Origin of the sequence: Peiella sedimenti (genome assembly GCF_030504955.1) — a bacterium.
Taxonomy (GTDB): Bacteria; Pseudomonadota; Alphaproteobacteria; order Caulobacterales; family Caulobacteraceae; genus Brevundimonas; species Brevundimonas sedimenti.
Genome location: NZ_JAUKTR010000003.1, coordinates 310,801 through 332,278, shown reverse-complemented (window position 1 = coordinate 332,278; position 21,478 = coordinate 310,801). Strand labels below are relative to the sequence as shown.

The following is a 21,478-nucleotide window of genomic DNA, read 5'->3' as shown; positions in this document are numbered from 1 at the left end:
CGCCTCAGTTCAGGTCCAGGTGCAGGATGGGCCGGGCCCAGGTCACCCGGCCCCCCGGCGGAGCCTCGCCGACCCGCCTCGCGCCCTGCCTCAGGTAAAAACTCTCCGCGGGCGGGTTGGAGACGATCAGCATGCGGACCCCGCCCATTCCCCTCGCCGCCCCCACCGCCGCCTGGAAGAGCTGACCGCCGAAGCCTTGGCCCTGGCGCGCGTCGGCCACGAACATCAGGTCCAGCTCCACGGGCTCGCCCGGGGTCAGGCTGAAGAAGCCAATCACGCCCTTGTCGTCCTCGGCCAACTCAAAGTGATCCCGCGCCAGCTGGTCGGCGCTGATCGCATAGCCCACCAGCATGGGCGCGTACTGGCCCTGATAGGCGCGGCTTTCTTTCAGGATGCGGTTCAGTGTCGGCAGGTCGCCGACCGTCGGCCGACGCAGCCTCATTTGCCGCCGAACAGGTCGCTGGCCCCCGGTGTCCTGGACGGCTCGGCCAGCCCCAGGTGGGCATAGGCCCGGGCGCAGGCCACTCGGCCGCGGGGGGTGCGCTGGATGAAGCCCTGCTGCAGCAGGTAGGGCTCGATGACGTCCTCCACCGCGTCGCGAGCCTCGGCGATGGCCGCGGCGAGGGTGTCCATGCCCACCGGCCCGCCGCCGTAGTTCTCGATCAGGGCCTTCAGGAACTTGCGGTCCAAGGCGTCCAGCCCCTGCTCGTCCACCTCCAGCCGCGCCAAGGCCTTGGCCGCCGTCAGCCGGTCGATCGCCTTGGCCCCATCGGCCATGGCGAAGTCACGGACCCGCCTCAGCAGCCGCCCCGCCACGCGCGGCGTGCCCCGGGACCGCGCCGCGATCTCGGTGGCGCCGTCGGCCGTCAGCTCCGCCCCCATGCGCCTCGCCGCGTGGTTCAGCACGCCCGACAGCTCTTCCGGCGAATAGAACTCCAGCCGGATCGGAATGCCGAACCGGTCCCGCAAGGGGGTGGCCAACAGGCCCGCCCGCGTCGTGGCGCCGACCAGGGTGAAAGGCGCCAGGTCGATCCGCACCGAGCGCGCCGCCGGACCCTCGCCTATCATCAGGTCCAGCACATGGTCCTCCATGGCCGGATAGAGGATCTCCTCCACCGCCGGATTCAGCCGGTGGATCTCGTCGATGAACAGGACATCGCGGGGCTCGAGATTGGTCAGGATCGCCGCCAGGTCGCCCGCCTTGGCCAGGATCGGGCCGGACGTGGCGCGGAAGTTCACGCCCAGCTCGCGCGCGATGATCTGGGCGAGCGTCGTCTTGCCCAGGCCCGGGGGGCCGAACAGCAGCACGTGATCCAGCGCCTCGGCCCGCTCGCGCGCGGCGTCGATAAAGACCTTCAGATTGGCCTTCGCTTGAGCTTGGCCCACGAACTCGGCCAGGGTCTGGGGCCTCAAGGCCCGGTCCTGGGGGTCGGGCGCGGCGCCGGAAACGAGACGATCGTCGGTCACCGCCCCAGCTCCTGCAGGGCCGCACGGATCACCGCCGAGACGTCCGCCTCCTCGCCCAGGCGGATCAGGGCCTGATCGACCGCCCTGCGCGCATTGGGTTCGGCCACGCCCAGGCCCAGAAGGGCCGAGACCGCCTCACCCGCTGTCGAAGGCTGAGGCGCGGCGGGGGCGGCGGCTACCGCGCCGGCCGGTGCGAAGCTCGCGTCGCCCAGGGCCTTGCCCTTCAGCTCCACCACGATGCGCTGGGCCAGCTTGGGACCAACCCCATTCGCGCGGGCCACCGCCGCCTTGTCCTCGCGCGCCACGGCCGCGGTCAGCTCTCCCGGCGGCAGCACGTCGAGCACGCTGAGGGCCGCCTTTGGCCCCACGCCCTGAATGGCAAGCAGGGCGGTAAAGGCCTTGCGTTCATCCTTGGTGAGAAAGCCGTAGAGCCGCGGACCCTGCTCCTGGGACCATTGGGTCTCCACATGCAAAAGGGCCTCGTCGCCCAGCGCCGGCAATCGCGACAGGGTGCGCGCGCCACAGGCCACGACGTAGCCGACGCCGCCGGCGTCGATCAGGCACTCGGCCTCGCCCACCTCGGCCAGCACACCACGCAGCCGCCCGATCACGCCGCGCTCCCAAGGGCGCGCGCGCGCCTCAGTTGGGCGTGGGCCACCGCCACGGCCAGGGCGTCGGCGGCGTCCGCCGTCACATGTCCGGCCTGGGGCATCAGCCGGCGGATCATGAAGGCCACCTGCGCCTTGTCCGCATGGCCGCCTCCGGTCACCGTCTTCTTGACCAGGTTGGGAGAATACTCCGCCACCGGCAGGCCGGCGCGCGCCGGCGCCAGCATGACCACCGCCCGGGCGTGGCCCAGCTTGAGCGTCGAGGCGCCGTTCATGTTCACGAACACCTCCTCGATGGCAGCCTCGTGGCAGGCGTGAGCCTCGGCCACCTCGGACACCGCCTCGAACAGCGCCCGCAGCCGCTCGGCGAAGGGGGCCTTCTCGGGCGGAGCGATGATCCCGTGGGCGATCCAGCTCAGGCGCGAGCCCTCGGCCGCCAGCACGCCCCAGCCGGTGCGGCGCAGCCCCGGATCGAGGCCCAGTATGCGGACAGGAGGAATCGCGGTGTTCGTCATTCGTTCGCAGTCATGCCCCAAACGAGGTTGACGAACAATGACCGGCTGCGGCTTGCGCTTTCTCCGGGGGGTGACGGAACCGGCCGGCCGCCGCTACGCTGAACCTGCATGAGCGTCGCCTTCACCCGCGAGGAAGATCTTGAGGCCACGGCGGCGGACCTGCCGGACCGGCCCATCTCGCCCCATCCCAATCTGGTCACAGCCGAGGGCCTCGCGGCCATCGAGCGCGAACTCGCATCGGCCAAGGCGGCCTATACGGCGGCCCGGGCGACGGGCGGCGTGGATCAGGACCGCACCGCCATGGCCCGCGCCACGCGCGACCTGCGCTACTGGTCGGCCCGGCGCGCTTCGGCCCTTCTGACCGAGACGGAGGCCGACGGCCGGGTCCGCTTCGGCGGCGCCGTCACCATCGAACGCGAAGACGGCCGGGTGCAGACCTGGCGCATCCTCGGCGAGGACGAGGCCGATCCGGCGAACGGCTCGGTCAGCCATGTCTCGCCGTTGGCGCGGGCTCTGCTCGGCAAGCGCGCGGGAGATGCCGCCGTCATCAACGGCCAGGAAGTCGAGGTCCTGGAGGCGACCTGAGGTTCACACGTCTCGTGGCGAGATTTCGAAGGCCGTGAGACGCGTTTCGCGCCGCAAAGCCCCGGCCAAGGATTCAATGTCGAAAGTCTGACGCGCCCGCAGCGCAAGCCGGCGGCGCACCATCCCCTTGGTGGTCAGGGCGTAGTCCAGCCGCGCCACCTTCAGGCCACAGCTCCCCATGATCGCTTCGAGATCGGCCCGGTCGGGGGCGGTGTCCGGTTCGGCCCAGACCGTCACGTCGATCATGGTGTGGGCCGCCAGGTAGCCCTCGATGATGCGCAGCAGCACCAAGACCACAATCACCGACACCGTGCCGAAAATCGCGAGCCCGTACAGCCCCGCTCCGAACAGCAGGCCGATGGCCGAGGTGGTCCACACGGAAGCGGCCGTCGTCAGCCCGTGAATGGAGAAACCTTCGCGGAAGATCACGCCTGCGCAGAGGAAGCCTATGCCCGTCAGCACCCCATGGGCCATGCGGGTGGGGTCCGCCACGACGTTGCCTTCCGGGAAGGGTGTGAAAATCCACTGCCCCTGCCTCGCGGCCGCCAGCATCAGCAAGCACGCCGCCAGGCACACCATGATGTGGGTTCGGAAGCCCGCGGGCCGCCCCCTATACTCCCGCTCCAGGCCAATGGCTCCGCCGGCGATGATCGAACCGGCGATGGCGAGCAGCATATCGTGGTCCAAGGCGTCTCCTCTCGAGGGCGGATTAGTTACGCCCTTCCGGATCGAAAGGTTCCGGTTTTCTGACCAGCGACACAAGCACCACGCTGATGATCATCAGCAGGAACCACGAGCCCAGCTTGGCCAGGGACACCGGCTCCCAGCCGTCCTCCTGCCCCGGATAGGCCCAGGCCCGGGCGAAGGTGCCGATGTTCTCGGCCGCCCAGATAAACAGCGCCACAAGGAAAAAGCCCAGCAGCACCGGCATCCAGCGCTGCGTGCGGTCCGGCATGAACCAGAACCGTGTCCGCCCGAACACCAGGGCCGTGGCCGCGAACAGCAGGAGCCTGATGTCCGGCAGCCAGTGGTGGGCGAAGAAATTGACGTAGATCGCCGCGGCCAGCAGCCACGTCCACCACAGCGGCGGATAATGGGTGAAGCGGATGTCGAAGATGCGCCAGATGCGCGCGATGTAGCTGCCCACCGCCGCGTACATGAAGCCCGAGAACAGCGGCACCGCGCCGATCCGCAGGTAGCTGTCCTCTGGATAGATCCACGAGCCGTGGGCCGTCTTGAACAGCTCCATGACCGTGCCCGCCACATGGAAGGCCAGGATCACCTTGGCCTCGTCCCAGCTCTCCAGCCGGAACGCCAGCATCCCCGCCTGGATCAAGATCGCCGCGATCACGAGGAAGTCGTAGCGCGCCAGCCAGGCCTCCTCCGGATAGAAGAAGGCGGTGCCCAGCAACAGGAGGAGCATCAAGGCGCCGAACAGGCAGGCCCAGCCCTGCTTCAGGCCGAACATCAGGAACTCGAAGGCCCAGCGGCCCAGTTGCGTCCGGTCGGCGCGGGCTTGAAGGCGTTCCAGAAGGTCGCGGCCCCACCGTTCGAGCGGCAGGCGGGGCTGGTGAGCGGGCGTCATGTTGAGCTTTCCAGGTGCTGCACCAGGATGTTGGTCCCGATGCCGATCAGTAAGAGGCCGCCCAGCGCCTCGGCGCGGGCTCCGAACCTGGCCCCTGCGGCCGCGCCCATCAGCCCGCCGATGCCCGAAAGCACAAAGGCCGTCAGTGCGATGACGCCGCACACGATCAGTCCGGACACGCTGAAGGCGGGTATCGCCACGCCCGCCGCCGCCGCATCGATGCTGGTGGCCATCGCCGCTCCGATCAGGCCGATCATGCCGGTGCCGATCTCCTCGGCCTCATCGTCGCCGGGCCGCAGAGCGCCCCACAGCATCCGCCCGCCGATCACGGCCAGCAGCCCGAAGGCGATCCAGTGATCCACCGCGGCGATCCAGCCTCCCACGCCGACGCCGAGGCGCCAGCCCAGCCAGGCCATCACCCCTTGCGCCAGCCCGAAGGCGCCGGCCGCCAGCAGGGCGTCCTGAACCCGCCTGCCGATATGCTCGGCGGCACGCGCCGCCCCGCGTCCCAGGGCCACCGCGAAGGCGTCCATGGCCAGGGCGACCGCCAGGATCAGAACGGCGGTCACGCCCCGATCAGCCCGCGTACTTTTCGGCGTCCTCGTCCGAGACGTCCTCGTTGGAATAGACCTGCTGCACGTCGTCCTCGGACTCCAGAGCGTCCAGCAGCTTGAACAGCGTCCCAACCTGGTCGCCCGACAGTTGAACCTCCGACTGGGGCTTCCAGACGATGGCGGTGGACTTGGGATCGCCCAGCACCTTGGACATGGCCTCGGCCACGTCGTTCAGATCTTCGAAGGCGGTCCAGATGGTGTGGCCCGGCGCGTCTTCGTAGATGTCGGGCTTGGTCAGGTCGCTTTCCACGTCCTGGGCGCCGGCCTCGATGGCGGCTTCCATGACCGCGTCCTCGCTGCCCGCCTCGGCCGGATAATGGATCTTGCCGACCCGGTCCCACATGAAGGTGACGCTGCCCGTCTCGCCCAGGGCGCCGCCGTTCTTGGCGAAGGCCGCCCGCACGGCCGAAGCGGCCCTGTTCCGATTGTCGGTCAGCACCTCGACGATGACCTGAACCCCGCCGGGGCCCCGGCCCTCGTAGCGGATCTCCTCCATGGCATCGACTTCGCCGCCCGAAGCCTTCTTGATGGCGCGGTCGATGTTCTCCTTCGGCATCGACTCGGCCTTGGCGTTGTTCACCGCCAGGCGCAGGCGCGGGTTCATGGCCGGATCGGGCAGGCCCTGCTTGGCCGCCACGGTGATCTCACGCGACAGGCGCGAGAACAGCTTGGAGCGGGCCGCGTCCTGGCGGCCCTTCTTGTGCATGATGTTCTTGAACTTTGAGTGGCCGGCCATGGGCGTCGTCGTTCCGCAGGTTCGATTGTCGAGCGAGGCGCCGCTTTAACCGACCGGCCCGGCCTTGTCATCCGGCGGAACAAGGCGTTCTGATTGGTGTTCCGCTAGCGAGTTCGCGGGAGCAGGCCATGAACGACGAAGTCGTCATCGAAGACGAAACACCCGAAGGCGAGCTGGTTCACTGGGGCGAGCCGCGCACCTGGCACGTCAAACCCTGGACAGGGGTCCTCAGCCTGGTCGGCGCCCTGAGCATCGGCATCGTTCTGGGCCTCGGGGTCGCCGCCCTGGTCGACGAAGTCTGGGACGATTAGCAATTCCGGCGCTTGGCGTCGGCGGCCGGGTTGAGCCAGACTGTTTCACTCTAGGCAGTGGAGGCTCAGATGCGCTGGCTTACCGACGAGGACATCGCCAAACTGACGCCCGCCGAACGCAGCGAGCCGCGCACGCCGCTGCCGGTGCGCATGGTCTCCAGCGAAGAGTACCACCCGGTCCCCCAGACCCGGAAGCAGGCCGAAACCCAGGCCCGCCTCTACGCCCTGGCCGATGAGATCGCCCCGAAGCTGGGCATGTCGCGCCGCCGCTTCTTCCAGACCTCGGCGGGCATGGCGGCGGGGTTCGCGGCGCTCAACGGGACGTTCGGGCCGATTTTCGACGCGTCCGTGGCCGAGGCCGCCACACCCGAGATGGCCGATGAACGCGCGGGCGCCCTGCGTGGCCAGTTCATCATGGACATGCACACCCACTTCCTGCGCGACGACACGCGGCTGCAGAACTTCGTCAATCTCAGGAACGCCGTGATCCAGGCGGGCTGGAACCCGCAGCTCAACGCCTCGGTCGGCGCCCAGTCTCTGGAAGACCTGAAGTTCGACAACTTCTTCAAGGAGATCTTCCTCGATTCCGACACCAAGATCGCCCTGATCTCGTCGGCCCCCTCGGACAATCCCGGCGACTGGTTCCTGACCAACCAGCAGATGGCCGACGCCCGCGCCCGCGTGAACGAACAGGCCGGCACGACCCGGCTGATGAGCCACGCCATCATGACCCCCGGCGCGCCCGGATGGCTCGACGATCTGGACGCCGCGCTCGCCCTGCGGCCGGATTCGGTGAAGGGCTATACGGTCGGCGACGCGCTGAGCCCCGGAACGGCGCGCCATCCCTGGCGCATGGACTCCGACGAGGCCTATCGCGGCTATGAGAAGATCCTGGCCGCCGGCGTCACCACCGTCTGCGTGCACAAGGGCCTGTGGGGCCGGGGCTCGGCCCAGCGGCTGCCGCACATGACGCCTCACGCCGCCGTGGGCGATGTGGCCCAGGCGGCCAAGGACTGGCCCCAGCTGAACTTCAACATCTACCACGCGGGCTATCGCCTGGATGACCCGAACTGGGCGCTTGAGGAGTTCGAGCGCACCGGCCGCATCGAGTGGGTCACGGACCTGGCCGAAATCCCCGCCCAGCACGGCGTCGCCAACGTCTATGCCGACGTGGGTCAGATCTTCGCCCAGACCCTGATCGCCCAGCCGCGCATCTGCGCCGCCATCATGGGGACCCTCATCAGGGGCCTGGGCGCCGACAAGGTGTGCTGGGGCTCCGACGCCGTCTGGACCGGCTCGCCCCAGTGGCAGATCGAGGGCCTGCGCCGTCTCGAAATCCCCGAGGACATGCAAACGGCCCACGGCTTCGCGCCGCTGGGCGCCGCCGACGGACCGGTCAAGAGCGCCATCTTCGGCGGCAACAACGCGCGGCTCTACGGCGTCGACATCCCGGCCCAGACGGCGGTGCTGGGCGACGACCGCTTCACCGCGCTGCGCTCGGAATATTTGGCGGGCGGCGCTCAGCCGTCCAACCGCCGCTACGGCTACGTGGCGAGGGGGTGAGCTTGACCACCGACCCGCGGCTTGAGCGCGTAAGAAACGGTCGCACCGACCTCGTTCTGGAGATGCTTGCCGAAGGGCTTCCCCCCGAGGAACGAGCGGACGACGGCGTGCCCCTGATCCGCTGGTGCGCCTATTATGGCGATGTTTCCGCCATCCGCGCCCTGCTTGCCACGGGCGCGCCGTTGAGCTCCCTCGGCGAGAACCTCGATCTGATGGGCGCGGCCTTTCATGGGCACTGGCGGCTGTGCGAGTTCCTCATCGAACAGGGAGCAGATCCAGACTGGGTGGATCCAACCACCGGAGAGACGGCCCTCCACGCCGCCTTGAGCCGGGTCAATCCGCCCCACCAGTCCCGCGTGGTCGCCGTGCTGCTGGCGGCCGGCGCGCAGGTCCAGGCTCGGACCCTGCGGGATGCGGAGACCGGCGCCTTCATGCGCGACGTCCGCACCCGGGGCGAAACGCCCCTGCATCGGGCCGCCGCCTTCGCGGATGCCGAGACGATCGAGCGGCTCCTGGAGGCGGGCGCAGATCGCACAGCCCGGGACGCGGCCGGAGATTCCCCCTTAAGCTGGGCCAGTTGGCATCTGAGGCCCGCTCATATCCTCAAGCTCCTGTGCTTCGGCGAGCATCGCATCAACCCGACCGCCGACTGGCGGGGTGATCATGGCGCGGGAACTAGCGGCATGGCGCTGCATCTGTGCGGAAAGCCAGCCGGTTTCGACAAAGCCGATTAGCGGGTTCAACCGGCGTCAGGAATGGCCTGGCTGAGCCGCCCGCCGACCCGGATCGGCTCGACCCGTGTCGCCAGGCCCGTGCGGTCATCCGTCTCCACATAGACCCCGCACACCGTCGCGGGGCCTGAGGCCGGCGCATATCGGCCGCCAGACAGGCGAGTGGTGAACCGCCTCAGCGGCTCTTCCTTGTCGTTGCCGATCACCGAGTCGTAGTCGCAGCACCCGCCCGCGTCGGTCTGATAGGCCGTCCCGCCCGGCAGCACCTGGGCGTCCGCCGTCGGCACATGAGTATGGGTCCCCACCACCAGCGAGGCCCGGCCGTCGCAGAAGTGGCCCATGGCCATCTTCTCGCTCGTCACCTCCGCGTGCATGTCCACGATCACCGCGTCGGCCACCACGCCCAGCGGCGCCTGGGACAGTTCGCGCTCCACCGCCGAGAAGGGGTCGTCCATGGGGTCCATGTGCACCCGCCCCAGCACGTTGATCACCAGCACGCGCCGGCCGTCATCCAGGATGAAGACGTTCGAGCCCAGCCCCGGCGCGTCCATCAGGGCCGGGAAGTTGGCCGGGCGGATAAGGCGCGGCTCGCGCACGATATAGGTCAGGGCCTCGCGCTGGTCCCAGGCGTGGTTGCCCAGGGTCAGGCAGTCGGCGCCCGCGTCGAACAGCTCGCGCGCCGTGTTCTCGGTGATGCCGAAGCCGCCGGCGGCGTTCTCGGCGTTCACGACCACGAAATCGAGCTTCAGATCCCGCCTCAGACCCGGCAAATGGTCGCTGATCCCGTCACGGCCCGACTTGCCGACCACATCTCCAAAAAAGGCCAGTCTCATTCTGCTTCCCGATCAAACCGGATCAGACCGTCCTCGGTCAGCACCGCGTCCAGCCGCTCGTCGTGGCCCTCGGCCTCCAGCCGCTCGACCCGCTGGCCCGCATAGGCCAGCCCTATGGCGCGAAAGGGGCGACCCTCGGCCCGCAGGGCCGCGAAGGTCCGGTCGTAATAGCCGCCCCCCTGACCCAGCCTGAAGCCCCGCCCATCGAAGCCCAATAGCGGCGTCACGATCAGGTCTGGAACCACCGCCTCGGCCAGATCGAGCGGCGCAGGGCACCCGGCCTGGTCCGGCTCCAGCGGCTCGCCCTCAGCCCAGCGCAGGAACGCCATCGCCTCCCCCACCGCATCGGCCCGGGGCGCGGCCAGCGCCACGCCGGCCTTGCTCAGGGCCCGCACCAGCGGTTCGCAGGACAGTTCCGACCCGATGGCGTGATAGACGGCGACGACCCCGCCCTCGCCCAGTCCGGCGATCAGTTCGCCCGCATGACCCGCCGCCCGTTCGGCCGCGTCCGGCCGTGCGGCCTTCAGCGCCTTTCGGACGCGGCGCATCTCGGCGCGGAGTTCGGCCTTGTTCGTCACAGGCCGCTTCATATCGGAGGTTGGCGGGCGCCGCGAGGACCGTGGGGCCGTTTCAATCCCCTCGGACCTGGATGACCAGGTGGGCGCCGTGTGCCTAGGCCCTCGGGCCAGAGCAGGGACAGCTCCCGATTGAGGCGATTAAGGTCCCCGGGATAGATGACCTTCACGAGAGCCGCAGCAGCCCGCCGTCGGTGAAATTAGGCGTCCATCGTGGCGGCGCCAAGGCGGCTGACGTCCGGCTGCATCCGTTTGTCGCGCACGGCCCCGTACCAGGCCCACAGCAGATGCGCCGCCGCCGACCGCTCAGGCGCCCAGGCCTCGGCCCGCTTCGCCGCCTGTCTGGCGTCCGGTCGCGCCTCCCGTGCATCGAACCAGCGCATGGCCTCCTGGAGCGCCACGTCGCCCGCCGGAAAGACGTCGCGCCGTCCCTCGCAGAACATCAGATAGATGTCCGCGGTCCACGGCCCGATGCCGCTGACGGCCAACAGCGCCCGCCGCGCCTCCGCCTCGTCCAGCGCCGCCAGCCGCTCGTGGGCCAGCCGACCGTCAGCGAAGGCCCTGGCGATCGAATGGGCGTGCCGGGCCTTGGGCCGCGACAGTCCCATGCCGCATAGGTCCTCTCCCGTCCGGCCCAGCACAGTCTCGGGCGTGATTTCACCCAAACCCGCCTCGCACCGGCTCCAGATCGCCGCCGCCGAGGCCAGCGAGACTTGCTGGCCCACCATGATCTTCAGCAGGCCCGCAAACCCGCCCGGCCAGCGCCGCCAGGGCACCGGCCCCACGGCCTGGGCCAAGCCCGCGAATGCGGCCTCACGCGCCGCCAACCTTTCGAGGGTGGCCGACTCGATTATTTCCACATGCCCGGTGGCTGGCGCCGTCATGCAAGCCGTGTAAGCGAGGCGGCATGGTCTTCACCACCCGTTTCGCGCCTTCGCCCACAGGCCGACTGCATCTGGGCCACGCCTTCTCGGCCCTGACGGCCGAGCGGGCCGCGCGCGAGGCGGGGGGCCGCTTCCTCCTGCGGATCGAGGACATCGACCCAACCCGGTGCAAGCCGGAGTTCGAGGCGGGAATCCTCGAAGACCTCGAATGGCTCGGCCTCAGCTGGGAGACGCCGGTCCGCCGCCAGTCCGATCACCTGGGCGACTACGCCGCCGTGCTGGATCGAATGCAGTCCGACGGCCTCATCTACCGCTGCTTCCTGACCCGCACCGAGGTGGCCGAGCGCATCGGCCAGGCTCCCCACGGCGCGCTCGAGGCCTATGTGGGCGCGCCCCTGCCGCCCGATGAGGAGGCCCAGAGGCTGGAGGCCGGCGACGCCTTCGCCTGGCGCCTGTCCCTCGCCGCGGCCCAGGTTCGGCTCGGCAGGCAGTGGGACTGCATGACCTTCACCGAGGAGGGGTCAGGCCCCGACGGCGAAACCGGCGCCCTCGCCGTGGATCCCGCGCGCGGCGGCGACGTGGTCCTGGCCCGCAAGGACGCCCAGGTGGCCTATCACCTGGCCTGCGTCCACGACGACGCAGCCCAGGGCGTGACCCACGTGATCCGGGGCCAGGATCTGTTCGAGGCCGTCCACGTCCAGCGCCTTTTGCAGGCGCTTTTGAACTTGCCCGAGCCGGTCTATCGCCACCACCGCCTCATCACCGACGAGACCGGCCGGCGCCTGGCCAAGCGTGACAAGGACCAGACTCTCAAGGCCCTGCGCGACAGCGGCGTCACCCCGACCGAAATCCGTGAAAGGCTGGGCCTGTGACCGCGCCCTCCGCCGCCGAGCGGCGCCTGGCCCTCATGGCGCTCACCGGCTGCGCCCTGCTGCTGGGATTGGCCCCCAATCTCGTGCGGCTGGCGGATGTGGGACCGGCGGCGGCCGGCTTCTGGCGTATGTTCCTGGCTGCGCCGATCCTGGCCCTGATCGTCCTCAGGCCGGGACGAGCGCGCGCGGCACTCAAGCCTCCAGGCCGCTTCGCCCTGCTGGCCGGCCTCTTCATCGGCTGCGACCTGGTTTTCTGGCACTACGGCATCCAGATGACCTCGGTGGCCAACGCCACCACCCTTTGCAACCTGACGCCGGTGGTGGTCACCGCCTTCGCCTGGATCGTGCTGGGCGAGCGGCCTGGCCGGCTCTTCCTCGCCGCCCTTGCGTTGGCGGTCATCGGGGCCTGGACCATGGCCGCGGGCGCGGACGGCGGCCAGGGGACCAACCCCCTGCTCGGAGACCTGTTCTCCCTGTCGGTTGCCGGTTGGTACGCGGGCTATTTCCTGGCCGTGCAACGGGCGCGGCGCACCATGGGCGCCCTGCCCGTCATGCTGTGGTCCACGCTCGCCGCCGTTCCCATTGCGCTCATCGCGGCGCTGGCCATGGGCGAGCCCCTGCTGCCCGCCAGTTCCGGCGGCTGGTGGGCGCTGGCGGGTCTGGCCCTGATGCACGTCACCGGCCAGGGCGGAGTGGCCTGGGCGCTCGGCCGCCTGCCGGCCTCCACCACGGCGGTGATCGTGCTTATCCAGCCGGTCTCGGCCGCTGTCATCGCCTGGCTCTGGCTGGGGGAGACCGTGACCCCGCTCCAGGTCCTGGGCGGGGCGGTGATCCTTTGCGCCGTGCTCCTGGCCCAGCGCGCCGCCACCGGGCCTGGCGGTGCAAATGAAAAGGGCGCGACGGCCTAGACCTTCGCGCCCTTCGCTTCAATCTGTTCCGAGCGGCCTAGAGCGGCTTCAGGTCCACGGCGGCCGTCTTGCCGCGCTCGTTCTGCAGCTCGTAGCTGACCTTGGCGCCTTCATCGAGGCCCTGCAGACCGGCGCGCTGAACCGCCGAGATGTGCACGAAGACGTCCTTGCCGCCATCGTCGGGTTGAATGAAGCCGTAGCCCTTCGTGGTATTGAACCACTTGACCGTACCGGTGGCCATTGTCGCGTCTCTCCTTGAACGCACTTATCCAGACAGGTCGCCCGACGGGAGACCCGGCGGCCATTTCCGGACAGCAGCTCGTTCAGCAGAAAGAGCGACCGCCGCCTCCCGGACGGGAAACGGCAAATCCATGGACCGCAGGGCAAAGCCTGACCACGCGAGGGCGGAACGGTCAATCAGAAATCGCGGTTTCTGCCGGGTTAGGCTTCACCGGCGGAGCGCCGCCGGAAGGGCCCACACCGCTCCGACAGCCGGTTGAGGGGTATCCGCAGATGGCCTAAGCGGCCGCAGCCTAGCGGAAGGCCTCTCCGGATTTCAGGCCAAGTCGTTTGAAGGCCATCGCGGCGGGGCAGAAGCCCGTGAACGCCGCCTGGATCATGTTCACGGCGGCGAGCACCGCCAGCCAGATCCAGGCCGGGTGGACCCACCGCGCCAGCGCGATACTGGCAAGAACGACAAGTCCCGCAAATACGAAGACGGCTCGATCAATGTTCATGGCCCGAGTTTCCCTGAAGCTTGGCGCCGCGCCGCAGCTTGGGCGCGCCGATCAGATCGAGCGCCAGGCGCTCGTAGATGGGCTGGCTTTGTCCGGTGCGGACCTTGTGTAGAAAGTACTTCTCGAAGGCGACCTTGGCCGCGTGGACCCAGCCGCCGCTGGCCGACCAGTTGATGTTGCGCGGCGGAATCTGCGGCTGGGCCATGAAGGCGACGCCGTCGTCGCCGAAATCGGCCAGGCAGATGGCGTTCCACGTCGCCTCGTGGGTCGGTTCTTCGCCCGCCAGCATCTGCTTCAGATTGGCCGCGACGGCCGTGACCATGCTCTCGATCATGAAGCCGGTCTTGGGCACCCCGACGGGCACCGGCGTCGGTCCGGTCGGCGGAATGGCGATGCAGACACCGACGCCGAACACGTTCGAATAGGTCGGGTTGCGCTGGTGCTTGTCCACGAGGATGAAGCCACGCGGGTTGGTAAGACCCTCGACGCCGCGCACCGCCTCTACGCCGCGAAAGGCCGGCAGCATCATGGAGAAGGCGAAGGGCAGGTCATGGCGGGCCTTAACCTCGCCCGTGTCAGCCACCTCCTCCACATGCATCTGGCCAGGCTCGATCGAGACGACCCGGGCATTGGTGATCCACTTGATGTGGCGTTGGCGCATCTCGCTTTCGAGCAGGCCCTTGGTGTCGCCCACCCCATCCAGGCCGAGATGGCCGATGTAGGGCTCCGATGTGACGAAGGTCATGGGCACGCGGTCGCGCACGCGCCGACGCCGCAACTCGGTCTCAAGCATCATGACGAACTCATAGGCCGGCCCGAAGCAGGAGGCGCCCTGCACCGCGCCCACGATCACGGGCCCCGGACTGGCCGTCAGCTTTTCGAAGGCTTCGCCGGCCTCCACCGCATGGCTGACGTGGCAGACGGACGTGGTGTGGCCCTCGGGCCCGAGACCCGGAATCTCGTCAAAGGCCAGTTCGGGACCGGTGGCGATGACCAGATAGTCGTAGGTGAGGGTCTCGCCGGTCTCCAGATCGATCTGGTTCTCAGCGGGGCGAAGCGCCTTGGCCGGAGCGTCGATGAAGCGAATCCCCTTCCTGGCCATGACATCCGGAAGCCGCACCTCGATCGCCTCGCGCTCTCGCCAGCCCACGCCGACCCAGGGATTGGACGGGGTGAAATGGAAGGTGTCGCCCTTGGACACCACGACCAGCTCGATGCGGTCCTTAAGCGTCTCGCGCAGTTCGAAGGCGGCGATGACGCCGCCGAGACCGGCTCCCAGGACGACGACGACGGGCTTGGGCATGACCCTCTCCTTCGGGAAACCCGGTCATTAGTCGCCCTGGCCGTGTGAACCGCCTTGATGTGGATCAAGGAGAAGGCCGCCGCTCCGCCGGAGATTGAACAAGATCCGGCTAATATTAGCTCTTGCTAATCAAGGAGCGCCCCGTGCGAAGCCCTCGGTCCTGCCTTGGCTTGATCTGTCTGGCCCTCGGCCTGGCGCCGCTGGCCAGCTGCGGCAGTGATGAGCAGGCGCCTGCGGCGGCGCCCGCGGCGGCTCAGGCCGGCCGCCTGGTCGTAACAACCGAGACGATCCCCGACGCCAAGTCGGTGTCCGCGGTCGTGGCGTCTCGCGACCTCGCCGAGGCGCGCGCCCGCATCAGCGGCGTTCTCGTCCGGCTGAACGTGCGCGAAGGCGATCAGGTGCGTTCGGGTCAGGTCATCGGCGTGGTCGCGGATGAGCGCATCGGCATGCAAACGGCGGCCCTGGACGCCCTGGTCGCGGCGGCCGAGTCTGAAGTTCGGCGGGCGCGAGCAGAACTGGCGCGCGTCCAGACGCTCTTTGATCGCGGAATCTACGCCCAGGCGCGCCTCGACCAGGCGCAGGCGGCCTACGAGGCGGCCGAGGGCCAGGCCCGCGCCGCGCGGGCCCAGCGAGAGGCTTCCGTCGAACTCGGCGCCCAGGGGCGCATCCTGGCCCCCGCCGCCGGCCGTGTGCTGACCGCAGACGTGCCGCAAGGCTCCATGGTCACCGCTGGACAGTCCATAGCGACGATCACCGCGGGCCCCGTGGTGCTGCGCATCGAAGTTCCTGAAGCCCAGGGCGGCGAGCTGCGCGTCGGCCAGACGGTTCAGGTGGACGGCCTCCCGCAGCCAGGGACCATCCGCCAGGTCTACCCGGCGGCGAGGGGCGGGCGCGTCATAGCCGACGTCTCGGTGGCGGGGCTGGAGGGTTGGAGCCTGGGGCGGCGGATCGACACGCGGATCACCCTGGGCGAGCGCGAGGCCATCGTCATTCCGCGCAGTTACGTCGCCACGCGGTTCGGCATCGATTACGTCCGCACCCTCGGCCCGGGCGACGTGGCGGTCGAGGCGCCGGTCCAGCTGGGCCCTGACCTGTCTGACGGACGGGTCGAGGTTCTCTCCGGCCTCGCCGAAGGCGATGTGGTCCTGCCGGCGGAGGCGCGCTGATGCGGTTGGGCCTGTCCGGTCGCCTGACTCAGGCGACCCTCAACTCTCCCCTGACGCCCCTGATGCTGCTGGCGGCCATCGCCGTGGGCCTGATGGCGCTGCTCAGCATACCCCGCGAGGAAGAGCCCCAGATCAGCGTACCCATGGTGGACGTGATGGTCGCCGCCCCCGGACTGAACGCGTCCGACGCGGTCGAGCTCGTGGCTGAACCGTTGGAGGCTATCGTCAACAGCATCGATGGGGTGGAGCACGTCTACACCCAGGCCGAGGACGACCGAGTCATGGTGACGGCCCGCTTCGAGGTGGGCTCGGACCCGGACGACGCCGCCGTGCGCGTGCACGAACGCATCCGGGCCAACTATGCCGACATTCCCGTGGGCGTCAGCGAGCCGATCATCACCACCCGGGGCATCGACGACGTCCCGGCCCTGGTCCTGACCCTCACGCCGTCTCCCGAAGCGGCGGGTCGCTGGAGCGATCAGGCCCTCTACGAGGTGGCGGTGCGCCTGCGCGCGGAGATCGCCAAGGTCGACAACGTCGGCCAGACCTTCATCGTCGGCGGACGGCCGTCGGAGATCCGGGTCGAGCCCGACCCCGCCCGCATGAACCTGCGCGGCGTCGCCCTGTCGTCCCTGCTCGAGACGGTCAGCCAGGCGAACCGCAGCTTCCCCGCCGGTGTGGTGCGCGAGGAGGGCTCGGCTACGGCCCTCAGGATCGGCGAGCGCCTGCGCACGCCCGAGGACGCCTCGCTGCTCACCGTCTCGTCCGTCTCGGGCCAGCCCGTCTACCTGCGCGACGTGGCCGATGTCGTCCTGGCGCCGCGCGAGGATCAGGCGCGCGTGGCGCACTATGCGCGCGGCGAAGAGGGGTGGAGCCGCGCGCCTGCTGTCAGTCTGGCCGTAGCCAAGCGGCCCGGCGCCAACGCCGTGGTTCTATCGCACGACCTGCACGCGCGGCTTGAGCAACTCGGCGGCTCGCTGATCCCCGAAGGGCTCGAAGTCGTGATCGCGCGCGACTACGGCGAGACGGCCAACGAGAAGGCCAACGAGCTGCTCTTCCACCTGGGCCTGGCCACCGTGTCGATCGTCGTCCTGATCGGCTTCGCCATCGGCTGGCGCGAGGCGGCGGTGACCGCCGTGGTCATCCCGACCACCATCCTGCTGACCCTCTTCGCCTCCAACCTGATGGGCTACACCATCAACCGGGTCAGCCTGTTCGCGCTGATCTTCTCGATCGGCATCCTGGTCGACGACGCCATCGTCATCATCGAGAACATCGCCCGCCACTGGGCCATGAACGACGGCCGCGGCCGAGCCGAGGCCACCGTCGAGGCCGTGGCCGAGGTCGGCAACCCGACCATCGTGGCGACCCTGACGGTGGTGGCTGCGCTGCTGCCGATGCTGTTCGTCTCGGGCCTGATGGGTCCCTACATGGCGCCGATCCCGGTGAACGCCTCGGCGGCCATGGTCTTTTCCTTTTTCGTGGCCGTGGTGCTGGCCCCGTGGCTGATGATCCGGCTGGCACGACGCGCGCTTGCCGCCGGGCACGGCCATGCGGAGGGCGAGGGCCGCATCGGCCGCCTCTATCGGTCCTGGGCGGGCAAGATCATCCGCACGCGCCGCAGCGCCTGGATGTTTCTCGGCGCCGTGGGGATCGCGACGCTATTGGCCATGTCGATGTTCGGCCTGCGCGCCGTGCCGGTGAAGCTGCTTCCCTTCGACAACAAGTCGGAACTGCAGGTCGTGCTCGACATGCCCGAGGGCACGAGCCTTGAGGTCACGGAGCGAACCCTGGCGGCGGCCGCGGCCCTGACCCAGTCGGTCCCTGAGGTCGTGGCCATCCAGAGCTATGCCGGAACCGCGGCGCCGTTCAACTTCAACGGTCTTGTCAGGCACTACTTCCTGCGCGAACGGCCCGAGCAGGGCGACCTGGCGGTGATGCTCAGCCATAAGGGCGAACGGGACCGCGCCAGCCACGCCATCGCCATCAACCTGCGCGAGCGGCTGGCTGAGCTGGTCTTGCCGGATGGGGCGTCGCTCAAGGTCGTGGAGGCCCCTCCGGGACCACCGGTGCTGGCCACCCTTCTGGCCGAGGTCTATGGCCCTGACGCCGAGACGCGCCGAGCCGTGGCCCGCCGCATCGAAGCGATCTTCCGGGCCGAGCCCTCGATCGTGGACGTGGACAACAGCTTCGGCGAACGGCGGCCAACGCTCCGGCTCACGCCGGTGCGCGAGCGGATCGAACGTTTCGGGCTCCAGGAACGCCAGGTTCACGACACGGTCGCGGCCCTGATGGGCGGCTCGACCCTGGGCTACGCCGCGCGCGACGAGGGACGCACGCCGGTCGAGATCGCCGTGCGCCTGCCCCAGTCCGGGCGCACCTGGAACGAGCACCTGGCCACCATGCCCGTGGCGGTGACCACGCTCGACGGCGCCCCCCGGCTGGTGGAGCTGGGCGAGGTGGTCGAGGCCCGCAGCGAGCTCGCCAGCTATCCGGTCTATCGCCGGGATGGACGGGACGCCGAGATGGTCATGGCCGAGCTGGCCGGCCGCTACGAGGCGCCGATCTACGGCATCCTGGCGGTGGGCGACGCCATCCGGGCCGAGGACTGGGGCGACCTGTCCGAGCCCGAGGTCCGCCTCAACGGCCAGCCCGACGACGAGAGCCGGCCGACCGTCCTGTGGGACGGCGAGTGGGAGATCACCTGGGTGACCTTCCGCGACATGGGCGCCGCCTTCGGGGTGGCGCTGGTCGGCATCTACATCCTGGTGGTGGCCCAGTTCCGCGACTTCCGCCTGCCGCTGGTGATCCTCACGCCCATCCCGCTGACCCTGATCGGCATCGTCATCGGCCACATGCTGTTCGGGGCGCCCTTCACCGCCACGTCGATGATCGGCTTCATCGCGCTTGCAGGGATTATCGTGCGCAACTCCATCCTGCTGGTCGACTTCATCGAACACGCCCGCAAGACCGGCCGGCCGTTGAAGGACGTGCTGCTCGAGGCGGGCGCCATCCGCTTCAAGCCCATCCTGCTGACGGCGCTGGCGGCCATGATCGGGGCGGCCGTGATCCTGTTCGACCCGATATTCCAGGGACTGGCGATTTCGCTGCTGTTCGGCCTGATGTCCTCCACGCTGCTGACGGTCCTGGTGATTCCGGCGATCTATGTGGCGCTGAAGGGGAGCGAGCCCGCAGCCGAGAACGGTGCATCGTGAGCCCCGCGATCCGGCAGGGTGCGCTCGCTCTGCTTGAGGCCCAGGCCTCTCAAGCCGCCAGGCTGATGGGCCTGTTCGCGAACAGGCAGAGGCTGGTCCTCCTGTGTCGGCTGAGCGCCGGAGAGGCCCGGGTGAACGAACTGGCCGCCTTTGCGGGGCTCTCGCAATCGGCCTGCTCGCAGCATCTGGCGCGGCTGCGCCAAGAGGGGGTCGTCAAGCGGCGCCGCCAAGCCCAGACGGCCTACTACAGCCTCGTCGACCCGACCGCGGCGCGCCTGGTCGGGGCTCTGTGCGACATCTTTGGAGGCGACGCGACCTAGCGGTGGTATGAGCTTGCTGCATCTTGAGAGAGCCGATCGTCGCATCCGACAGAGGCGCGCGAGCATGGGCTTGACCTTGTCATGACGTCAGGGTGCAAGGTCGGTCCATCTGCGACGGGCCCACGTATCTGCAGGGGTCCCGCCATCAAGAGAGCACTTAAGCCGTGACGAATATCAACCGGCGTCATCTCCTGCGCAGCGCGGTCGGAGGCGCGGGTCTGGCCGCCCTCTCCGGCCTACTTCCAGCGTGGGCTCAGACCGGAACGGGTGGTCTTCCGCCCGTGCTATCGGGCGAAGACATACGCCTTCGCGTCGGTCACAGCATCTACCGAGTTGGCGGCCGCGAGGGACATGCCATCACGATCAACGGGGTCTTGCCTGCTCCGCTGATCCGCCTGCGCGAGGGCCAGCGGGTGCGCCTGCACGTCGAGAACGGCCTCGACGAAGACACGTCGATCCACTGGCACGGCCTGATCCTGCCGTTCCACATGGATGGAGTGCCTGGCATCAGTTTCCCGGGCATCGCGCCAGGTGAGACCTTCACCTATGAGTTTCCCGTCCTTCAGAACGGGACCTACTGGTACCACTCGCATTCGGGGCTGCAGGAACAGCTCGGCCACTACGGCCCGCTGGTGATCGACCCGCAGGGCCAGGACCCGGTCGCCTATGATCGCGAGCACGTCATCGTCCTGTCGGACTGGACCTTCCTGCATCCGCACCAGGTGATCGGAAAGCTGAAGCAGGAGGGCGGCTATTTCAATCGGCAGCGCCTCGCCATGCTGGGCGACCCCGCGGAGAACACCATGTCGGCCGAGGACCGCCGCATGTGGGGGGCCATGCGGATGGACCCGACCGACATCGCGGACGTGACCGGCTCGACCTACACTTACCTGATCAACGGGCACGGGCCCGACGACAACTGGACAGCCCTTTTCCGACCCGGAGAGCGGGTCCGGCTGAGGATCATCAACGCCTCGGCCATGAGCATCTTCAATATCCGCATCCCCGGCCTGCCGGTCACGGTGGTGCAGGCGGACGGTCAGAACGTCCGGCCGGTCGAGGTCGACGAGTTCCAGATCTCGGTGGCCGAGACCTACGATGTGATCGTCAGTCCGCCTGACGACCGCGCGTACACCTTTGTGGCCGAAAGCATAGATCGCTCCGGTCTGGCGCGGGCCACGCTCGCGCCCCGCCTGGGTATGAGCGCGGAGGTCCCGCCGCTCCGCCCCAGGCCGCTGCTGTCGATGCGCGACATGGGCATGGGGGGCATGGACCACGGGGCGATGGGCCACGGCTCAGCCGCCGCGGCCAGTTGCCCGCCCGAGCACGCGGCCATGGGTCACTGCACGCCCGGTGATGCTGGCGCTGACGCCGAGCAAGCGATGTCCCACGATATGCGGGACCCCTCGCTCGTCCCGTCGACGGTCACGGTCGGCGTCGGCGTCGACATGATCGCCCCCATGCCCGTGGACCGGACCGGCGACCGGCCGCTTGGCCTGGAGGACGAGCCGCACCGGGTCCTGACCTATCACGACCTCGCGCCCCTGACGCCCTTTCCGGATAAGCGCCCGCCGACGCGGAGCGTGGACATCCACCTGACGGGCAATATGGAGCGCTTCATGTGGTCCTTCGACGGGCGAACCCTGAACGAGGGGACCGAGCCCATCCGGTTTGCCCGAAACGAGCGGGTGCGGGTGAACCTGATCAACAACTCGATGATGAACCACCCCATCCACCTGCATGGGCACTTCTTCGAAGTGGTGACGGGCCAGGCGCACGGCGACCCGATCAAGCACACCGTGAACGTGATGCCGGGGGGGATCGCCAGCTTCAACCTGACGGCCGATGCGCCGGGCGACTGGGCCTTCCACTGCCACCTCCTTTACCACATGCACGCCGGGATGATGAACGTGGTCACGGTCCGTCCGCTCGACGGCGAGGGGCGGTGAC

At 69.0% G+C, this 21,478-nt stretch carries 24 protein-coding genes and 1 other RNA gene; 10 read left to right on the top strand and 15 right to left on the bottom strand.

Annotated features, from left to right (window positions below; genetic code table 11):
* Nucleotides 1-4: 4 nt before the first annotated feature.
* From Q0812_RS09040 to ruvC, 4 genes are read right to left on the bottom strand one after another with little or no spacing between them, the layout of a single operon-like run.
* Nucleotides 5-442 carry a GNAT family N-acetyltransferase gene (locus tag Q0812_RS09040; protein WP_302109999.1) on the bottom strand — a complete coding sequence of 146 codons (438 nt, stop codon included), beginning with the start codon at nt 440-442 and terminating at the stop codon, nt 5-7.
* The gene (gene ruvB, locus Q0812_RS09035) at nt 439-1,467 is read right to left on the bottom strand and encodes a Holliday junction branch migration DNA helicase RuvB (protein WP_302109998.1); all 1,029 of its coding nucleotides are present in this window, start codon (nt 1,465-1,467) and stop codon (nt 439-441) included. Before ruvB ends, Q0812_RS09040 begins: the two co-directional genes overlap by 4 nt.
* Nucleotides 1,464-2,078, bottom strand: a complete 615-nt coding sequence (ruvA, locus tag Q0812_RS09030; RefSeq protein ID WP_302109997.1) for a Holliday junction branch migration protein RuvA — start codon at nt 2,076-2,078, stop codon at nt 1,464-1,466. The genes ruvB and ruvA overlap by 4 nt, the downstream gene beginning before the upstream one ends.
* A complete protein-coding gene (gene ruvC / locus Q0812_RS09025) occupies nt 2,075-2,590 on the bottom strand; it encodes a crossover junction endodeoxyribonuclease RuvC (protein WP_302109996.1) in 516 nt (171 codons plus the stop codon). The genes ruvA and ruvC overlap by 4 nt, the downstream gene beginning before the upstream one ends.
* Before the next feature lie 108 nt (nt 2,591-2,698).
* On the opposite strand from ruvC, the gene greA reads away from it, so the two are divergent.
* Nucleotides 2,699-3,175, top strand: a complete 477-nt coding sequence (gene greA, locus Q0812_RS09020) for a transcription elongation factor GreA (RefSeq protein WP_302109995.1) — start codon at nt 2,699-2,701, stop codon at nt 3,173-3,175.
* A 3-nt stretch (nt 3,176-3,178) separates the two neighbouring features.
* Here greA and Q0812_RS09015 read toward each other — a convergent pair whose 3' ends face one another.
* The 4 genes from Q0812_RS09015 to Q0812_RS09000 are packed head-to-tail and all read right to left on the bottom strand — an operon-like array spanning nt 3,179 to nt 6,110.
* Complete coding sequence (locus Q0812_RS09015; RefSeq protein WP_302109994.1) at nt 3,179-3,850, bottom strand: MgtC/SapB family protein; 672 nt, start codon at nt 3,848-3,850, stop codon at nt 3,179-3,181.
* 34 nt (nt 3,851-3,884) lie between these two features.
* On the bottom strand, nt 3,885-4,760 hold the full coding sequence (locus Q0812_RS09010; protein WP_302109993.1) for a DUF817 domain-containing protein: 876 nt from the start codon (nt 4,758-4,760) through the stop codon (nt 3,885-3,887).
* A complete protein-coding gene (locus Q0812_RS09005; RefSeq protein WP_302109992.1) occupies nt 4,757-5,329 on the bottom strand; it encodes a manganese efflux pump MntP in 573 nt (190 codons plus the stop codon). The genes Q0812_RS09010 and Q0812_RS09005 overlap by 4 nt, the downstream gene beginning before the upstream one ends.
* Before the next feature lie 7 nt (nt 5,330-5,336).
* Nucleotides 5,337-6,110 (bottom strand): YebC/PmpR family DNA-binding transcriptional regulator, encoded by a 774-nt coding sequence (locus Q0812_RS09000; RefSeq protein ID WP_302109991.1) that lies wholly within the window; start codon nt 6,108-6,110, stop codon nt 5,337-5,339.
* 128 nt (nt 6,111-6,238) lie between these two features.
* Here Q0812_RS09000 and Q0812_RS08995 point away from each other — a divergent pair, with 128 nt between their 5' ends.
* From Q0812_RS08995 to Q0812_RS08985, 3 genes are all read left to right on the top strand, one after another.
* Nucleotides 6,239-6,421 carry a hypothetical protein gene (locus Q0812_RS08995; protein WP_302109990.1) on the top strand — a complete coding sequence of 61 codons (183 nt, stop codon included), beginning with the start codon at nt 6,239-6,241 and terminating at the stop codon, nt 6,419-6,421.
* A gap of 69 nt (nt 6,422-6,490) precedes the next feature.
* Nucleotides 6,491-7,984, top strand: coding sequence for an amidohydrolase family protein (locus Q0812_RS08990; protein ID WP_302109989.1), 1,494 nt, complete (start codon nt 6,491-6,493; stop codon nt 7,982-7,984).
* Nucleotides 7,985-7,986: 2 nt separating this feature from the next.
* Entirely contained in the window at nt 7,987-8,718 is a 732-nt protein-coding gene (locus Q0812_RS08985) for an ankyrin repeat domain-containing protein (RefSeq protein WP_302109988.1), read from the top strand.
* Between the two features lie 5 nt (nt 8,719-8,723).
* Here the strand turns inward: Q0812_RS08985 and Q0812_RS08980 are convergent, their stop codons facing one another.
* The 4 genes from Q0812_RS08980 to Q0812_RS08965 all read right to left on the bottom strand — a co-directional run bounded on the left by Q0812_RS08980 (nt 8,724) and on the right by Q0812_RS08965 (nt 11,007).
* The gene (locus Q0812_RS08980; RefSeq protein WP_302109987.1) at nt 8,724-9,548 is read right to left on the bottom strand and encodes a TIGR00282 family metallophosphoesterase; all 825 of its coding nucleotides are present in this window, start codon (nt 9,546-9,548) and stop codon (nt 8,724-8,726) included.
* Nucleotides 9,545-10,138, bottom strand: a complete 594-nt coding sequence (locus Q0812_RS08975; protein WP_302109986.1) for a 5-formyltetrahydrofolate cyclo-ligase — start codon at nt 10,136-10,138, stop codon at nt 9,545-9,547. Before Q0812_RS08975 ends, Q0812_RS08980 begins: the two co-directional genes overlap by 4 nt.
* A gap of 11 nt (nt 10,139-10,149) precedes the next feature.
* Nucleotides 10,150-10,310, bottom strand: a non-coding RNA gene (ssrS, locus tag Q0812_RS08970) — 6S RNA.
* A gap of 13 nt (nt 10,311-10,323) precedes the next feature.
* Complete coding sequence (locus tag Q0812_RS08965; RefSeq protein WP_302109985.1) at nt 10,324-11,007, bottom strand: DNA-3-methyladenine glycosylase family protein; 684 nt, start codon at nt 11,005-11,007, stop codon at nt 10,324-10,326.
* Nucleotides 11,008-11,030: 23 nt separating this feature from the next.
* Between Q0812_RS08965 and gluQRS the strand changes: the two genes are divergently transcribed.
* Both gluQRS and Q0812_RS08955 read left to right on the top strand, forming a co-directional pair.
* On the top strand, nt 11,031-11,879 hold the full coding sequence (gluQRS, locus tag Q0812_RS08960) for a tRNA glutamyl-Q(34) synthetase GluQRS (RefSeq protein ID WP_302109984.1): 849 nt from the start codon (nt 11,031-11,033) through the stop codon (nt 11,877-11,879).
* On the top strand, nt 11,876-12,787 hold the full coding sequence (locus tag Q0812_RS08955) for a DMT family transporter (RefSeq protein WP_302109983.1): 912 nt from the start codon (nt 11,876-11,878) through the stop codon (nt 12,785-12,787). The genes gluQRS and Q0812_RS08955 overlap by 4 nt, the downstream gene beginning before the upstream one ends.
* Before the next feature lie 37 nt (nt 12,788-12,824).
* On the opposite strand, the gene Q0812_RS08950 is transcribed toward Q0812_RS08955, so the two are convergent.
* From Q0812_RS08950 to Q0812_RS08940, 3 genes are all read right to left on the bottom strand, one after another.
* Entirely contained in the window at nt 12,825-13,028 is a 204-nt protein-coding gene (locus tag Q0812_RS08950) for a cold-shock protein (RefSeq protein WP_302109982.1), read from the bottom strand.
* Nucleotides 13,029-13,320: 292 nt separating this feature from the next.
* On the bottom strand, nt 13,321-13,524 hold the full coding sequence (locus tag Q0812_RS08945; RefSeq protein ID WP_302109981.1) for a YgaP family membrane protein: 204 nt from the start codon (nt 13,522-13,524) through the stop codon (nt 13,321-13,323).
* Nucleotides 13,514-14,827, bottom strand: a complete 1,314-nt coding sequence (locus tag Q0812_RS08940) for an NAD(P)/FAD-dependent oxidoreductase (protein ID WP_302109980.1) — start codon at nt 14,825-14,827, stop codon at nt 13,514-13,516. The genes Q0812_RS08945 and Q0812_RS08940 overlap by 11 nt, the downstream gene beginning before the upstream one ends.
* A gap of 170 nt (nt 14,828-14,997) precedes the next feature.
* On the opposite strand from Q0812_RS08940, the gene Q0812_RS08935 reads away from it, so the two are divergent.
* From Q0812_RS08935 to Q0812_RS08920, 4 genes are all read left to right on the top strand, one after another.
* The gene (locus Q0812_RS08935) at nt 14,998-15,993 is read left to right on the top strand and encodes an efflux RND transporter periplasmic adaptor subunit (RefSeq protein ID WP_302109979.1); all 996 of its coding nucleotides are present in this window, start codon (nt 14,998-15,000) and stop codon (nt 15,991-15,993) included.
* Complete coding sequence (locus tag Q0812_RS08930) at nt 15,993-19,208, top strand: efflux RND transporter permease subunit (RefSeq protein WP_302109978.1); 3,216 nt, start codon at nt 15,993-15,995, stop codon at nt 19,206-19,208. Before Q0812_RS08935 ends, Q0812_RS08930 begins: the two co-directional genes overlap by 1 nt.
* Entirely contained in the window at nt 19,205-19,528 is a 324-nt protein-coding gene (locus Q0812_RS08925) for an ArsR/SmtB family transcription factor (RefSeq protein WP_302109977.1), read from the top strand. The genes Q0812_RS08930 and Q0812_RS08925 overlap by 4 nt, the downstream gene beginning before the upstream one ends.
* Before the next feature lie 164 nt (nt 19,529-19,692).
* Nucleotides 19,693-21,477 carry a copper resistance system multicopper oxidase gene (locus Q0812_RS08920; protein ID WP_302109976.1) on the top strand — a complete coding sequence of 595 codons (1,785 nt, stop codon included), beginning with the start codon at nt 19,693-19,695 and terminating at the stop codon, nt 21,475-21,477.
* Nucleotide 21,478: the final 1 nt, after the last annotated feature.

Bases quoted from the DNA above. Each gene is read 5' to 3' on its own strand.
- gluQRS (WP_302109984.1), top strand. From the start codon at position 11,031: ATGGTCTTCACCACCCGTTTCGCGCCTTCGCCCACAGGCCGACTGCAT.
- greA (WP_302109995.1), top strand. From the start codon at position 2,699: ATGAGCGTCGCCTTCACCCGCGAGGAAGATCTTGAGGCCACGGCGGCG.
- ruvC (WP_302109996.1), bottom strand. From the start codon at position 2,590: ATGACGAACACCGCGATTCCTCCTGTCCGCATACTGGGCCTCGATCCG.
- Q0812_RS08945 (WP_302109981.1), bottom strand. From the start codon at position 13,524: ATGAACATTGATCGAGCCGTCTTCGTATTTGCGGGACTTGTCGTTCTT.
- Q0812_RS09010 (WP_302109993.1), bottom strand. From the start codon at position 4,760: ATGACGCCCGCTCACCAGCCCCGCCTGCCGCTCGAACGGTGGGGCCGC.
- Q0812_RS08940 (WP_302109980.1), bottom strand. From the start codon at position 14,827: ATGCCCAAGCCCGTCGTCGTCGTCCTGGGAGCCGGTCTCGGCGGCGTC.
- Q0812_RS08965 (WP_302109985.1), bottom strand. From the start codon at position 11,007: ATGACGGCGCCAGCCACCGGGCATGTGGAAATAATCGAGTCGGCCACC.
- Q0812_RS09040 (WP_302109999.1), bottom strand. From the start codon at position 442: ATGAGGCTGCGTCGGCCGACGGTCGGCGACCTGCCGACACTGAACCGC.
- Q0812_RS08975 (WP_302109986.1), bottom strand. From the start codon at position 10,138: ATGAAGCGGCCTGTGACGAACAAGGCCGAACTCCGCGCCGAGATGCGC.
- Q0812_RS09015 (WP_302109994.1), bottom strand. From the start codon at position 3,850: ATGCTGCTCGCCATCGCCGGTTCGATCATCGCCGGCGGAGCCATTGGC.
- Q0812_RS09000 (WP_302109991.1), bottom strand. From the start codon at position 6,110: ATGGCCGGCCACTCAAAGTTCAAGAACATCATGCACAAGAAGGGCCGC.
- Q0812_RS08930 (WP_302109978.1), top strand. From the start codon at position 15,993: ATGCGGTTGGGCCTGTCCGGTCGCCTGACTCAGGCGACCCTCAACTCT.
- Q0812_RS08995 (WP_302109990.1), top strand. From the start codon at position 6,239: ATGAACGACGAAGTCGTCATCGAAGACGAAACACCCGAAGGCGAGCTG.
- Q0812_RS08980 (WP_302109987.1), bottom strand. From the start codon at position 9,548: ATGAGACTGGCCTTTTTTGGAGATGTGGTCGGCAAGTCGGGCCGTGAC.
- Q0812_RS08950 (WP_302109982.1), bottom strand. From the start codon at position 13,028: ATGGCCACCGGTACGGTCAAGTGGTTCAATACCACGAAGGGCTACGGC.
- Q0812_RS08990 (WP_302109989.1), top strand. From the start codon at position 6,491: ATGCGCTGGCTTACCGACGAGGACATCGCCAAACTGACGCCCGCCGAA.